The 12,446-nt window shown below is 66.1% G+C and carries 11 protein-coding genes; 2 read left to right on the top strand and 9 right to left on the bottom strand.

The features are described 5' to 3' along the window. The 9 genes from G6N59_RS10310 to G6N59_RS10350 all read right to left on the bottom strand — a co-directional run bounded on the left by G6N59_RS10310 (position 1) and on the right by G6N59_RS10350 (position 9,774). Positions 1–1,893 carry a putative nucleotidyltransferase substrate binding domain-containing protein gene (locus tag G6N59_RS10310; RefSeq protein WP_138232103.1) on the bottom strand — a complete coding sequence of 631 codons (1,893 nt, stop codon included), beginning with the start codon at positions 1,891–1,893 and terminating at the stop codon, positions 1–3. Between the two features lie 22 nt (positions 1,894–1,915). Beyond that, positions 1,916–2,710 (bottom strand): metallophosphoesterase, encoded by a 795-nt coding sequence (locus G6N59_RS10315; RefSeq protein ID WP_138232104.1) that lies wholly within the window; start codon positions 2,708–2,710, stop codon positions 1,916–1,918. A 20-nt stretch (positions 2,711–2,730) separates the two neighbouring features. After that, a complete protein-coding gene (locus G6N59_RS10320) occupies positions 2,731–4,095 on the bottom strand; it encodes an MFS transporter (protein ID WP_138232105.1) in 1,365 nt (454 codons plus the stop codon). Positions 4,096–4,317: 222 nt separating this feature from the next. Next, complete coding sequence (locus tag G6N59_RS10325) at positions 4,318–5,445, bottom strand: aromatic ring-hydroxylating oxygenase subunit alpha (protein WP_138232106.1); 1,128 nt, start codon at positions 5,443–5,445, stop codon at positions 4,318–4,320. A 55-nt stretch (positions 5,446–5,500) separates the two neighbouring features. Continuing rightward, positions 5,501–6,700: an NAD(P)/FAD-dependent oxidoreductase gene (locus G6N59_RS10330; protein ID WP_179970294.1), complete on the bottom strand. Its 1,200-nt coding sequence runs from the start codon at positions 6,698–6,700 to the stop codon at positions 5,501–5,503. Then, the gene (locus tag G6N59_RS10335) at positions 6,697–7,059 is read right to left on the bottom strand and encodes a bifunctional 3-phenylpropionate/cinnamic acid dioxygenase ferredoxin subunit (protein WP_138232107.1); all 363 of its coding nucleotides are present in this window, start codon (positions 7,057–7,059) and stop codon (positions 6,697–6,699) included. Before G6N59_RS10335 ends, G6N59_RS10330 begins: the two co-directional genes overlap by 4 nt. A 385-nt stretch (positions 7,060–7,444) precedes the next feature. Next, positions 7,445–8,227, bottom strand: a complete 783-nt coding sequence (locus tag G6N59_RS10340) for an IclR family transcriptional regulator (protein WP_179970295.1) — start codon at positions 8,225–8,227, stop codon at positions 7,445–7,447. A 51-nt stretch (positions 8,228–8,278) separates the two neighbouring features. Further along, entirely contained in the window at positions 8,279–8,956 is a 678-nt protein-coding gene (locus tag G6N59_RS10345; RefSeq protein ID WP_138232108.1) for a GntR family transcriptional regulator, read from the bottom strand. A 137-nt stretch (positions 8,957–9,093) separates the two neighbouring features. Next, positions 9,094–9,774, bottom strand: a complete 681-nt coding sequence (locus G6N59_RS10350) for a GntR family transcriptional regulator (RefSeq protein WP_138232109.1) — start codon at positions 9,772–9,774, stop codon at positions 9,094–9,096. Between the two features lie 117 nt (positions 9,775–9,891). Between G6N59_RS10350 and glyA the strand changes: the two genes are divergently transcribed. Both glyA and G6N59_RS10360 read left to right on the top strand, forming a co-directional pair. Then, on the top strand, positions 9,892–11,208 hold the full coding sequence (glyA, locus tag G6N59_RS10355) for a serine hydroxymethyltransferase (RefSeq protein WP_138232110.1): 1,317 nt from the start codon (positions 9,892–9,894) through the stop codon (positions 11,206–11,208). Next, on the top strand, positions 11,205–12,443 hold the full coding sequence (locus tag G6N59_RS10360) for a sarcosine oxidase subunit beta family protein (protein ID WP_138232111.1): 1,239 nt from the start codon (positions 11,205–11,207) through the stop codon (positions 12,441–12,443). Before glyA ends, G6N59_RS10360 begins: the two co-directional genes overlap by 4 nt. Positions 12,444–12,446 lie beyond the last annotated feature (3 nt).

The raw sequence follows: 12,446 nt of genomic DNA on the forward strand, positions 1-12,446 counted from the left end.
TCATTTGGCCTTCCGCGACGTCGACCCCGGCTGGCCGCGCTTGACAAGTTCAGCACCCGAGTTCATGTGCGCGACGCGTCCCATGCGGCGCTGCACATCGGCGATCTCTTTCACGGTCTGCTCGATGGTGCTGCGGTCGATGGGTGAGAGCTCGTCGAGGTCGATGATGTCGTCGGGACGCTGACCCGCGTCGATCTGGCGCAACTGATGTTCCAGCCGGAGCAGTTGGAGCGCGTCGAACGCTTCGATCAGCCGGCTCGCGGAACGGTCGGTGAGCACCTCCGAACCCGCGGCGACGCGGAGCCGGTCGACCGTGTGCAACTCCGGGGAACCGACGCTGAGCGAGGCCCACCTGGCGACGTTGACGATCGGCAGCAATCCGCGGCCTTTGATGTCGAACTTCTCGTCGCGCCCGATGATCCGGTCGCGCACCGAGAGCAGGCGAGCGCGGCGCGAGAGCGAATCCTGCAGCAGCAGTTCGACCGTCGCCGGATGCCGATTGAAGTCGCGGAAGACGCGCGCGGGCTCCGGCAGCGCCGGGTCGCCAAAGATCGGCCGAGCGTCCACCAGGAGCGACGCCATGATGGTGCCCTGGTTCTGCTGGGGATTGGTGAGCCAGCGTTGCGCTGCCTCCCGCCACTGCGAGTCGGTACGCGAGAACCCGGGGTGCGACGGGAACGCGTGGTGATCGTCGACGCCGATGCCGCAGAGCTGGAGCACGTCTCCCACGACGCTGAATGCTTCGCGGTAGCGCGTGATCTGGTCCTCGTACGAATCCGCGAAAGTCACCGCGGCATCGACGTCGGACGAGGGCACCGCTTCCCGCCGGCCGGTGCTGCCGAGCGAGAGCCAGGTGAAGGCATCAATCGACAGATCGTTGAATTCCTCGTGGTCGAAGACCAGGAAGATCGCGCGCCGGGTGATCGAGGCGATCAGCGCCGAATGGACGGCAATCACGCGATCAGCCGTCAGGCCGCGCGCCAGGGTGTCGGCAAGCATCGCCGGAACCCGACGCGCATACGTGACCAGACCATCGATGGTGCGGGACTGCCGGATCTGTGCGTTCAAGCTGACCCCGGCAGTGGTGGGCGCGAGCATGAAGTCACGCTCACCCACCGCACCTTTCAGACGGCCGTCATCACCGGTGACGAGCAGGAACGAAACGCCGTAATCAAGCAGCATGATCAGGGCGTCAGCCGACGACATACTCGCCGATGCAGTGATCGCGGGAAAGTCCATCACCGCCCTCGATGGCGACTCTCGCGGCAGGCCTTCCCCAATTACCTTGCGACGCAATGCTTCATCGGTCACCAAGCCGAACTGGCCGGTACCCGTCTCGACGGCGGCGTACGGCAGGCCCAGCTCGGTCATGCGCGCTGCGAGCGCGGTCACCGACTCATCCGCCCGCACGACGAGCGGGTCTCGGTAGACCAGGTCGGACAGCAGCGTGTACCGGGGCTGAGCGGCGGTGACCCCGCGCACGTGCGCGATCCGGTCAGCCAGGAAACGCGCGCCGCCGCGGGACGCAAACGCCGGAATGGCCATCTCGGACGGCAGGTGCGCGACGACCACCTTGCTCTTCGCCTCTATCCGCGGGCCCACCGGCTGTCCGGCCAGCACTGCGGTGAACCCGATCGGCATACCACGGGTGAACTTGTCGGCGGGCCCCTCACCGATTCGTTCCGGATCGAACCAGACGTTGATCTCTCCCGACATCACCAACCCGATGGCCGTCGGCATCGTGGCGAAGGCGTCCAGGATCAAGTCGCCCGGCTGGTACTCCTCGATGTGCGCCGCGGCCACCGCTCCGGCACGATCGGCCGGACTCAACGAATCGAACGGCGGGCATTGCGCCAGCAGTTCGGCCAGTTCGGTCGCGGTCTCGGTCGACATGCGCAGTCCTCTCGGGAGTCGCTCACGCGACGGTAGGCCGGGAGCCGGTCGTGACGACGAAGGCGCCCCACATCGGGTTCGCTTCGGCGAGGTGGCCAGGGTCGATGCCGATGAGACGACCACCGGGGAAGCGGGTCTGCTCATGATGCAGCCGCGCGTCGTAAGTGGTTGCCGGATGGTCGGACTCACCGTGCGAGCCACTATGCCCGTGCACCTGACTGAACGGAAGCGTCGTGCCTGCCCACCCGGGAACCAGCTCATCATTGCGGCTGGCCCACAACGGGCCCGCCATCGGATTCGGCGGGCCGAGCATGGCACCGCCGCCGTACAGCGTCGGGCATCCCGTGCGGGCCAGGCTGTTGATTCGGCGCGCGGCCTGCCGCGCGGTACCGGGAGCCAGGAGGTGCTCGCGCCAGAACTGCTCGGTGACCCCGGCGTGCGTCACCAGGAAATCCTCGTCGCCGGTCTCGACGGCGACCGCGGCGTGCAGCTTGCCGTCGGCCCACCACTTCTTCAGGATGCGCTGTTCCAGGTAGCCGATCCGGTCCTCCCACAGAAAGCTGTTCGGCCGCAGATACAGGGCCTCGTGATTGCCCGCCAGCTGAACCCACTGCCCGGGATAGGCATTCAAGTAATAGTTGACCAGACGAACCACCGCTTCGGAGTCCGGCCCGCGGTGCACCAGGTCCCCCACCTGGATCACCACCAGATCGTCGGGCAGCACGCCGGTTTCAGAGGCGCCGAGAGCCCGCAGTTCGCGACGCAGCTCCTTGACGTGCCCACCCACGTCACCGATCACGGCCACCCGGATGGGCATCGACGTCACTTCTCGAGCTCTCAGTGGCTCATGTCCAATTCGCTCAGCGACTTGCCGCTGGTCTCCGGAGCCAGGATCTGCGACACGATCGCGCCGGCGAAGGCGATGATTCCCGCGAAGACCATCGTCCAGGTGAAACCGAGGTGCTTCATCGAGAGCGGGATCAAGAACAGACCCGCAGCAGCACCGAGACGGCTGATCGCCGCCGCGAACCCGGTACCGATCGCCCGGACCTCGGTCGGAAAGACCTCCGCGGGATAGATTTGAGTAAACGCGGTGTACATCGCGTTGACGAACGAGTACGCCAGGAACAGCGCCAACATCAGCATCGACATCACACCGACCTGCTCCACCGGAAGCACGAAGCTGCCGAGGACGGCGATGGCGACCAGCAGACCGCCTGCGATCCACTGGGTCGGAACGGTCATCTTGCGCCGCCCCCAACGGTCGATCATGAACATCGTGAAGATCACACCGAACCAGGCGACAACTGAGAGAACCACTCCGCGCATCAGGCCCTTCATGCCGATATCGCCCAGCAGGCCGTCGGCGAAGGTCGCGATGGCGAAGTACGGTGTCACCGCGCAGGCCCAGAACACGGACATGAAGACCGTCGAGCGCCACACCGCCGGCGAGAACAGCATCTTGAAACTGCCCTTCGCGCCGCCCGCAGTGGCTTTCATCATGTCGGTCTGGTACGCGGTGTCCAGATACCCGACGACCAGTCCGTGCGCCTCTTCGGTCCTGCCCTTTGCCCACAACCAGCGCGGCGACTCGGGCAACCCGAGCCGGCCGATCAGCAGCGCGGCTGCGATGAACGTTGTACTGCCCAGCGTTACCCGCCAATCCACACCGGTCTGGTCCATGAAGTAGCCGATGACGAACGCGACCATGAAACCGCCGTACCAGGCGACCAGGGTCAGGGCCAACAGTTTGCCGCGGAGATGGGTAGGCGCGAACTCCGCCAGCATCGGCAAGCCGACCGCGTACTCGATGCCGACGGCCAGGCCCATCAACAGACGAACGGCGAAAAGCTGTTCTGGTCCGTCGACGAAGAACTGCAAAGCCGAAAAGGCCGTGAATAGCGCCAGATCCCAGAACAGAATCGGCTTACGGCCGAACTTATCGGCCAGCCACCCACCCAAAGGCGAGCCGATGAGAATGCCGAACATCGCCGAGGCGGCCTCCAGCCCGATCCAGACGGTGGTAAACCGGGGGTCCAGTTCGATGGTGTGCGTGACCGGACCGATGCTGCCCAGGATGTAGCCATCAAGGAACATGCCGCCGACCAACACGACGATCATCCGCGTCATGAACCGGCGCTTACGCGCCAGCACGGCCGGGTCGTCGGAGAACGCCGTCTTGGCGCCGTCGCTCAAAGACATGGCACATGCTCTTCAGGAATCGGTGTACAGGACATCACTGCTCCTTTGATCGCGGGTTCCGAAAAGGCGGACGTCGTTGGCCTGGATGGCGCTGCACAGCCTTTGGGTGGTGTGGTGTCCCGGCCTGCCAGGCCGCCTCTCCAGGCCCGGCGGGCCGGGACACCGCGCCGACTCCGCGGGTATTCGGCGCCCGACCGGTTTGCCGGGTGCCGAATGTCCGCATCAGTCGGCGAGCTTGTTGCGCAGCCAGTCATGGAAGTCGCCGAGATGGTGTTCGCTGGGCACCAGCACGCCACCGTCGCGATAGACGCGGGAGCTCATGGCGGGCTGGCACCGCTCACACGCGTCGAAGTCCTGCTGGTTGACCCGGTGGAACAGCTCCACCGACTTGCTCACGTCGCGCCCGGATTCGACCACGCCGGGCAGGTACAGCCAGTCGCATTCGACGATGGTGTGGTCCGGCGCCATCGGGAACATCCGATGGATGATGACGTGATCGGGCACCAGGTTGACGAACACCTGCGGCCGTACCGTGATGGCGTAGTAACGCCGATCCTGGTCCTCGGTGACCCCGGGGATGTGGTCGAATCCCTCTGAGCCATCGATGGTGAAGCCGGCGACATCGGCACCGAACTCCGCACCGTGGCCGACGTAGTACTGGGCGGCGTAGCCGTCGGCGAACTCCGGCAGCACCTCGGTGAGTTCGGGGTGGATGGTGGCGCAGTGGTAGCACTCCATGAAGTTCTCGATGATGAGCTTCCAGTTCGCCTTGACGTCGTAGACGATGCGGCGACCGAGGCTCAGATTGGCCACCGCATAGTGGTCGATCGACTCGACGTCGCCGAGTCGATCGACGATCTCCTGCATGACGGTGTCTTCGAACGACGGCGGCTCGTCGGCCAGACACACCCAGACGTAGCCGAGCCACTCGCGGACCGAGATTTTGCGCAGGCCGTACTCGACGCGGTCGATGTCGGGCATCTTGGTCAGGTTCGGTGCCGCGATGAGCTTGCCGTCGAGATCGTAAGTCCATGCGTGATAAGGACATTGGAACGCGCGCTTGACCTCGCCGCTGTCCTCGGTGCACAGCCGCGCGCCGCGATGCCGGCACAGGTTGAAGAACGCGTTGATATCGCCCTTGCGGGACCTGGTCACCAGAACGCTTTCGCGACCGACCTCGACGGTCTTGAACGCGCCGGGCTTGTCCAGATCCGCGGCGCGCACAACGCAGAACCACATGGTCTCGAAGATCTTCTCCTGCTCGAGGGCGAAGACCTCCGGATCGGTGTAGTAATGCCCTGCCAGAGTGGAAATGAGGCTTCCAGGCAGGTTCGGCACGGTGGCGGTCATCGAGCTCCTTTGCGGTGTCTTGTCGTGATTTCTATTGGGCTGCAACAACTTCGGCCTAGACCGCGGTGGGTGTCGGGACCAACTGGCGGCGCCACCGGGTGAAGAGCCGGGGCTGATCGATACCGAGGACCGCGACCAGGCGGCCATCGCGCCGGTAGGTGGCGAGCAGGCAGCGTTCCTCGCAGCTGCCCTCCTCGATGGTGATCTCGTCATCGGGACGGGCGAGGCCGGCGAACTGAATGCGGGAGCCGTACTGATCGGACCAGAAATACGGCGGCTTGACCGTCGCGTCCTGCCGGAGGCCACCGGCCAGCAGGGCGGCGACCGCCATGGCGGGACGCTCCAGCGCACCGGTCCAGTGTTCGACCCGGTGGTGGGTGTCGGTGGCGGCGTCGAGCCAGGCCGCGCAGTCGCCGACGGCGACGACGTTCGGCAGCGCCGTCTGGCCGTTGGGGCCGCAGAGCACACCGTTGCCCAGCTCCAGACCACTTCCCTGCAGCCAGTCGATGTTGGGCACACCACCGATACCCACCACGACCACGTCGGCCGGCAGGTGGCGTCCGTCGGCGAGTTCGACGCCGGTCACCCGCCCTACGCTGCCGGACGCGCGCAAGGCGCGTTGCTCACCGACGAGCCCGGCGACACCGACACCGCAGATCAGCTTGGTTCCGTTGGCGGCGTGCGCGCCGGCGACCACACCGCCGAGCCAGCTACCGAGCTGCATCTGCAACGGCGCCGGGGCGGCTTCGACCACAGTGACGTCCAGGCCCAGCTTGCGGGCCGTCGAGGCTACTTCGGCCCCGATGAATCCGGCACCGATGACCACCAGTTGAGCGCCCGGCACGAGGTCTTCACGCAAGGCCACGGCGTCCGCGATGGTGCGAATCACGTGCACGCCGGCCATGTCCTCGCAGCCCGGCCACCGCCGCGCCCGCGAGCCCGTCGCGATCACCACGCCATCGGCGTCGATGCGTGTCCCGTCCGCGAGTTCGATTGCGCCACCACAACCATCGAGCTTGGCCGCGGCAACTCCCAATCGCCAGTCCGCCTGCAGATCGTCGTCGTCGGATTCCAGGGCAAGATCGGCTTCGGACAGGTTGCCGCAGAGGAATTCCTTCGACAGCGGCGGGCGGTCGTAAGGCCGCTGCGGCTCGTCGCCGATGACGGTCAGCTGCCCGTCGAATCCCTGTGTCCGCAGCGCCCTCGCCGCAGACAGGCCCGCGAGCGACGCCCCCACGATCGCGACGCGCTTCACTGCGTCCCCGCTGCGCCGAGTCGAGCCCGGATGTCGGGCGGCAGGTTGGGTTTCTCGGTGCTCAGTTCGACATGGATGACGCCGTCGGCGATCACGACCGCGTGCGTGCGGACAGGCAACTTGGCCGGCGGCGCGTCGACCGCTCCGGTACGGAGATTGAACCGCGAGGCATGCAGCGGGCACTCGACATCGCACCCCTCCAGCCAGCCGTCGGCCAGCGACGCGTCCTGATGCGAACAGGTGTCGTCGATGGCGAGCACCTCACCGTCCTCGGTGTGGAAGACCGCGATGGGCGGGTCGGTTTCCACCCGCCGGGCCTCGCCGGGCGGGAGTTCGGAGAGCGGACAGATCTCAAACATCGGGTATGCCCTCTCAGTAAGTTTGACGCGTCTGACGCAACTTGATTCGCATTATGCAACAGTGTGGCGACAGTCACAGGCGCTGTCAAGCGCAGAACGAGACCTTTTACACGGACGTATCAATCGCCTCAATCCGCGCGAAAACCGCACGTCAATCAGGCTTGCGCCGAGCCGGCGCCGGGTTGCGCAGGTGCGCCACATCGCGCTCCCGAGCCGAGCCACCGAGGTGACCACGCAGCCAACGCCGCGCGGGCATCGATTGGGGTTCGCCACCGGACACGGGGTATTCCGGTGACGAACAGTTGATATATTAAAATGAGTTGCTCTGATATGCAGAGTGAATCGGCAACTTCCCGCAGATGGGGCGAGCGAGGACCCCGAGCAGTTAGCCCTGGTAGCCCATCCGACGGCTGACATCGTCAGCGGCCGAGATCACCACGGGCGCGATTTCCCGCGTGCGTTCTGCAGTGAGTCGATACGCCGGACCGGACACGCTCAGCGCCGCGATCACCACACCGGTATGATCGCGAATCGGCGCGGCGATGGCGTTGAGGCCCGGCTCAAGCTCCTCCAGCGACACGACGTAGCCGTCCCTGGTCACGTCCCGTAGCTGCGCTTCCAACTTCTCGAGCGACGTGATGGTGTGCTCGGTGAACCTTTGCAGGCCGGCTTCCGCCACCAGGTCCCGACGGGCATCCGCGCCCAGGGAGGCCAGCAACACCTTGCCGCTCGACGTCGCGTGCAACGGGGTGAGTTCACCTACCCAGTTGTGCGTACCGACGGCGGACGGCCCGCGCGCCTGGTCCACATTCACCGCGTACTCCGACCGCAGCACAGCGATGTTGACGGTCTCACCGACCTCGAGCGCCAGCCGCTCGCAGATCTCCCGACCCTGCCGCGTGACGTCGAGCCGGCCCGACACCGCGTTGGCCAGCCGCAGGATGCCGAATCCGAGTCGATACTTGCCGCGCTCAAAAGCCTGTTCGACGAGTTCGCGGTCCTCCAGTGCCGCGAGGAGGCGCGACACCGTCGATTTGTGCACCCCGATGTCCGACGCCAGCTCGGTGACTCCCGCTTCGCCCCGGCGCGCGAGGAGCTCCAGGACGTACAGCGCGCGGTCGACGGACTGCACGCCCCCATTGCCGGAATCAACGACACTGTTGCTCATTACGCAACAATAGCCACGTTGCGATGCGTGTGGTCCCGTTCGTCGGGCGCCTCAGACGATGGCGCGGACGGCTTTCTCGAATCCGATGACGTGGTCGAGCGCAATCTGCGCAGCGGCGTCCCCATCGCCGCCGGCGATGGTCCGCAACAGTTCGGCGTGCTCGCCCACATGCTGGGCCACGGTCGGCAACCGGTCAAGAAACAGACAGAAGATGCGGGTCGCAAGGTTGTCGTAGCGGACCAGTACGTCTTCGAGATAGGGGTTTCCGGAGGCCCGGTAGATCGCGCGGTGCGCCCGCAGGTCCCACCGCATCAGTTCGTCGCGGTGAGTGTTCTCGACATCGAGCGTTTCGGTGCGATCGGCCAGCTTGAGCAGGCCCGCGCGCACGTCGGCGGAGGCGTTCTCGGCGGCCGAGCGCGCAGCGACCGGTTCGAGATTGACCCGAATCTGCGAGATGTGGCGCAGGTCGGCGACGTCGACGCCGGTAGCAAAGGTGCCCCTGCGCGGAAACGAAACCACCAGCCGGTCCACTTCCAGGCGCTTGAGCGCCTCGCGGACGGGCGTGCGGCCCAGTTTGAGCTCTGCCGCCAGGTCACTTTCCACGATGGCTTCGTTGGGCCGGATGTCGAGCATGATGAGCTTGTCGCGGATCACCAGATAGGCCTGCTCGGCAAACGACATCTCCTCGGAAGCAACGTCATCGAGCTGCTCCACGCCCACAACACTCATCGCCAACCTGCCTTCCCAGACGTCCCTGTCTTCACCAGCCGGCAACTGACCTTAGTCAGCCAGCACAATGATATATCAGGAACCGCCCAGGACCGGCACGCTGGACCGCAGGCAGCCGGCGACGGGTGGCGCAGACATCACAACAACGCACGAATAGCCGCCTCGAAGCCGCAGACATGGGCCATCGTGAGCGCCGCCGCCGTTCCCTCGTCGCCGCCGACGATGGCTTCCAACAGCTCGATGTGTTCGCGAACGTGACCGGCAACGCCTGGTAGCCGATCCAGGAACAGACACCAGATCCGGGTGGCGTGCGCGTCGAGGCCGACCAGGATCTGTTCCAGGTGCGGATTGCCCGAGGCCCGGTAGATCTCGCGGTGCACATGGACGTCGTGACGCAGGATCTCACGGGGATCATCGGTGTCCTCGATCCCGGCGATCGCCCGCGAAAGTGCAGTCAGTCGGGTGCGGGCGTCCGGCGCCGCGATCCGGGCGGCGCGGGCGGCCGCCGTCGGCTCCAACAGCTTTCGAATCTCGGAGATGTCAGCCAGGTCCGTCATGTCGACCGCGGCGGCGAACGTGCCGCGGCGCGGGTAGGCGACGACGAGGCGATCGCGTTCGAGGCGCTTGAGCGCCTCCCGTACCGGGGTACGACCGAATCCGAGTTTGGCCGCCAGCCGGTCGTCATTGATCGGCTCGCCCGGCCGGATGTCCAGCATCACCAGTCGTTCGCGCACGATGTCGTACGCGCGGTCGGCATTGGTCTCGGCAGCAGCCGGCGAGCCGTCGGACTCGCCGAACGACAACTCCGTCAGCGTCATCGCCACTCCTCCAAAAGTGTCTGCGGCCTACCTATTGACGCGGCCACGACCTGATCCTAATCTAACCGGCAGCTGATATATTAGTCCACTACATACTGGAATGTCAGAAAGGTCCACATGACCCTCGACACCGCACCGACAGCCACGCACCCCATGCTGAGCGCGAGCCTCGCCGACCTGGATCCAGAAGTGCACCGGGCCATCTCCGCCGAGTTGCACCGTCAGCAGAGCACGCTGGAGATGATTGCGAGCGAGAACTTCGCGCCGGTCGCCGTGATGCAGGCACAGGGCTCGGTGCTGACCAACAAGTACGCCGAGGGCTACCCCGGCCGCCGGTACTACGGCGGGTGCGAATACGTCGACGTCACCGAACAACTCGCCATCGACCGGGTCAAGAGCCTGTTCGGCGCCGAATACGCCAACGTGCAACCACATTCCGGGGCGCAGGCCAACGCCGCGGCCATGGCGGCACTCCTCTCCCCCGGCGACACGATCCTGGGCCTGGATCTCGCGCATGGCGGTCATCTCACCCACGGGATGAAGCTGAACTTCTCCGGCAAGCTCTACGACGTCGCGGCCTACCACGTCGGCGAGCAAGACCACCGCGTCGACATGGCCGAGGTCGAGCGGATCGCCCGGGAACGGCAGCCGAAGCTGATCCTGGCCGGCTGGTCGGCGTACCCGCGGCGACTCGATTTCGCCGAATTCCGACGTATCGCAGACGAAGTCGGCGCCTACCTCATGGTCGACATGGCCCATTTCGCCGGGCTCGTCGCCGCCGGTCTGCACCCCTCTCCGGTGCCGCACGCCCACGTCGTCACGTCGACCACCCACAAGACACTGGGCGGCCCACGCGGCGGCATCATCCTGACCAACGACGAAGTGTTGGCCAAGAAGTTCAACTCGTCGGTGTTCCCCGGCCAGCAGGGCGGCCCGCTCGAGCACGTCATCGCCGCCAAGGCCGTCGCGTTCAAACTCGCTGCGGCACCGGAATTCCGCGAGCGCCAGCAGCGCACGCTCGACGGCGCAGCGATCCTGGCCGAGCGGCTGCTGCAGGACGATTCGCGCGCCGCCGGTATCAACGTCGTCTCCGGCGGCACCGACGTCCACCTGGTCCTGGTCGATCTCCGTGAGTCCGAGCTGGACGGCAAGCAGGCCGAAGATCGACTGCACCGGGCGGGAATCACGGTGAACCGCAACGCCGTACCTTTTGATCCGCGACCGCCGATGGTCAGCTCGGGGGTCCGGATCGGCACCGCCGCGCTCGCCACCCGCGGCTTCGATCTGGAGAGCTTCCGCGAAGTCGCCGACGTCATCAGCCACGCGCTCCGGCCCGACACCGACGATGCCGCACTGGCAGAGTTGCGCGCTCGGGTGGACGTGCTGGCCGACCGTTTCCCGCTGTACCCGAACCTCACGGCGGACTCGCTGTGACCGCACCGACGATCCCGCCAGGCGCCCATCTGCCCGACCACCCCGAATTCCTCTGGCGGACACCGGAACCGAAGAAGTCCTACGACGTCGTCATCGTCGGCGGCGGCGGGCACGGCCTGGCGACCGCGCACTACCTCGCCAAGAACCACGGCATCACGAATGTGGCCGTGCTTGAACGTGGTTGGCTGGCCGGCGGCAACATGGCCCGCAACACCACCCTGATCCGGTCCAACTACCTGTGGGACGAGAGCGCGCGGATCTACGAGCACGCCCTCAAGCTGTGGGAAGGACTCGAGGAGGATCTGGACTACCCGATCCTGTTCAGCCAGCGCGGTGTCCTCAACCTCGCTCACAGTCTGCAGGACGTCCGCGACAGCGTGCGACGCGTCGAGGCCAACAAGCTCAACGGCATCGACGCCGAGTGGGTGGAGCCCAAAGAGGTCAAAGACCTGTGCCCGATCGTCAACATTTCCAGCGACATTCGCTACCCGGTACTGGGCGCGACCTACCAGCCGCGCGCCGGTATCGCCAAGCACGACTACGTCGCCTGGGGCTTCGCGCGCCGGGCCGATGAGGCCGGCATCGACATCATCCAGAACTGCGAGGTCACCGGCTTCGTCACCGACGGTGACCGGGTGACCGGGGTGCGCACCACCCGCGGTGACATCGGCGCCGGCCACGTGGCGCTGTGCGCGGCCGGGCACACCTCGACGCTGACCGACATGCTGGGCATCCGCACGCCGCTGCAGAGTCATCCGCTGCAGGCGCTGGTGTCAGAACTGCTGGAACCCGTGCACCCGACCATCGTGATGTCGAACGCCGTGCACGTCTACGTATCTCAGGCGCACAAGGGTGAACTCGTGATGGGTGCCGGCGTCGACTCGTACAACGGCTACGGCCAGCGCGGCGCGTTCCACATCATCGAACGCCAGATGGCGGCCGCCGTGGAGCTGTTCCCGGTCTTCGCCCGGGCACACCTGTTGCGTACCTGGGCAGGCATCGTCGACGTCTGCCCCGACGCGTCACCGATCGTCGGTCGCGTCGGCTACGACAACCTGTACCTCAACGCCGGTTGGGGTACAGGCGGATTCAAGGTCACGCCGGGTATCGGCTGGTGCCTGGCCGACACGATCGCCAACAACGCCGAACACGAATACGTCGCCCCGTTCAGCCTCGACCGGTTCGTCACCGGAGCCCTGGTCGACGAGCACGGCGCCGCCGGCGTGGCGCACTAGATC

The organism is Mycolicibacterium aubagnense (genome assembly GCF_010730955.1).
GTDB classification, from domain to species: Bacteria; Actinomycetota; Actinomycetes; order Mycobacteriales; family Mycobacteriaceae; genus Mycobacterium; species Mycobacterium aubagnense.

Coding starts and splice junctions, on each gene's coding strand:
- glyA (WP_138232110.1), top strand. CDS start 9,892: ATGACCCTCGACACCGCACCGACAGCCACGCACCCCATGCTGAGCGCG.
- G6N59_RS10335 (WP_138232107.1), bottom strand. CDS start 7,059: ATGTTTGAGATCTGTCCGCTCTCCGAACTCCCGCCCGGCGAGGCCCGG.
- G6N59_RS10310 (WP_138232103.1), bottom strand. CDS start 1,893: ATGTCGACCGAGACCGCGACCGAACTGGCCGAACTGCTGGCGCAATGC.
- G6N59_RS10320 (WP_138232105.1), bottom strand. CDS start 4,095: ATGTCTTTGAGCGACGGCGCCAAGACGGCGTTCTCCGACGACCCGGCC.
- G6N59_RS10345 (WP_138232108.1), bottom strand. CDS start 8,956: ATGAGTGTTGTGGGCGTGGAGCAGCTCGATGACGTTGCTTCCGAGGAG.
- G6N59_RS10315 (WP_138232104.1), bottom strand. CDS start 2,710: ATGCCCATCCGGGTGGCCGTGATCGGTGACGTGGGTGGGCACGTCAAG.
- G6N59_RS10325 (WP_138232106.1), bottom strand. CDS start 5,445: ATGACCGCCACCGTGCCGAACCTGCCTGGAAGCCTCATTTCCACTCTG.
- G6N59_RS10350 (WP_138232109.1), bottom strand. CDS start 9,774: ATGACGCTGACGGAGTTGTCGTTCGGCGAGTCCGACGGCTCGCCGGCT.
- G6N59_RS10340 (WP_179970295.1), bottom strand. CDS start 8,227: ATGAGCAACAGTGTCGTTGATTCCGGCAATGGGGGCGTGCAGTCCGTC.